3 protein-coding genes are annotated in these 1585 nt (G+C 27.6%); 2 read left to right on the plus strand and 1 reads right to left on the minus strand.

Annotation, left to right across the window (positions count from 1 at the left end; translation table 11 throughout):
* A partial coding sequence (locus tag BM384_RS17025) for a Sir2 family NAD-dependent protein deacetylase (RefSeq protein WP_278280950.1) occupies positions 1–175 on the minus strand: 175 nt, incomplete at its 3' end.
* 159 nt (positions 176–334) lie between these two features.
* Here BM384_RS17025 and BM384_RS17030 point away from each other — a divergent pair.
* The gene (locus BM384_RS17030; RefSeq protein ID WP_090015454.1) at positions 335–733 is read left to right on the plus strand and encodes a hypothetical protein; all 399 of its coding nucleotides are present in this window, start codon (positions 335–337) and stop codon (positions 731–733) included.
* 257 nt (positions 734–990) lie between these two features.
* Entirely contained in the window at positions 991–1446 is a 456-nt protein-coding gene (locus BM384_RS17040; protein WP_090015457.1) for a GNAT family N-acetyltransferase, read from the plus strand.
* Positions 1447–1585 lie beyond the last annotated feature (139 nt).

Raw genomic sequence — 1585 nt, forward strand, 5'->3', positions numbered from 1 at the left:
TGTGAGAAACTAATTGTTCTGGAGTAAGATTTATCTTAAGTTTTTCGTTCCATAAACCACTGGCACTTCTGAAGTCTGGAATATTAGATTCAGTACTTACCCCAGCCCCTCCAAAGAATACAATATTAGTACTATCTCTAAGTATTTGAGTTAGTTCTTCTATTTTATTTTCCATAAAATCATCTCCAACAGTATTTTTACTAATTATAGCATAATAAAGTTAATTACAAAAAATAACTATTTATTATAATGCGCAAGTAATAGAAATAAATTTTGGTATAATTTAGGAGAGAGGAGTGGCAATATATTTGGTATATGATGGAAGGGAATAGAAATGGAGTTCAAAGAAACAAAATACCCATTTTGCTATGATGAATGTATTAAAAAATTTGGAAATGAAAAAGGTAAAAAGATAGCAAACATGGCAGATAAAAAGTTATTAGAATTAAAAAAAGAAGCTAATTATAGGAATAGTAAAGCAATAAAAGAACATATGGATACGAAAATACTTCCTACAATAGCTATGTATTCAGCTTTTAAGGAATCAGGATTTAATATGGAAGAGGCCTATAATAATACCTTAGAAATAACACAGATAAGTGCTAGGGAAGCTAAAAAGGAAAATGAGACTTTAGGCAAAATCCCTTTTGGATATCAAATATTTAAATTGTTTTGTAAATCAACGATGTTGAGTGGCAACAATATGATAAAAAAGAAATACATTTTGATATGAAACGTTGTATTTATATGGAGACAACAGAAAAATATAATTGTCCTGAATTATGTCCAGTATTCTGAGCTAATGATGTAACAGCTTTTTCGGCTATGCACCAAATATAATATTTAAACGTAAAGGGACTATTGGACAAGGGCGAAAGGTATGTGACTTTCATTTTTTAAATGGTAAGTTACTTTAGAACTTAAGTGATTAAGTTTACATCAGTTTTTTTATTAAATAAATGTAGTGAATACAAGAAAGTAGGGGGCAACATGATAAGAAGAGCAAAAAGTTATGATAAAGAGGTGCTAAAAGATTTAGTAAAAGTAATGTTAGGAAATGAAAATGTAGATGAAGTTGCAGAGGAAGTTGTTAGTGAATTCTATAGTAATGATATCTATAACGTGTTTGTTATTGAAGTAGAGAATGTAGTGAGGGGGTTTGGAGTTGCAAAGTTAAATCAATTTGAAGGTGCTGAAAATGTAGGTGAAATTGTATGGCTTGGTATAAATAAAGATTATAAAAGACAAGGTCTTGCAAGCAAGTTATTAAAATATATAGAAGAATTTGCAAAAGAAAAAGGAATGAGAAAAATTTATATAAAAACTAATGTAGGCAATAAAGCAGGAGTTTGTTTTTGGATAATGCAAGGGTATATGTTTGAAGCAAGAATGTTAGATTTTACAGCAAAATCATATGATGATTATTACTTGGGAAAAGATATTTAGATATAATAATAGAATTTGTAGTTTTTTTATTCAAATTAAAAATAATAATGTAAAAAAGGATAAATAATACTGAAAATAATAGAAAACTATAATAGTGCAAAAATGCTTGAATAATTTTACAACTGAATAAAATAAAAAA

It is taken from the genome of Clostridium sp. DSM 8431 (assembly GCF_900116755.1).
GTDB lineage: Bacteria > Bacillota > Clostridia > Clostridiales > Clostridiaceae > Clostridium.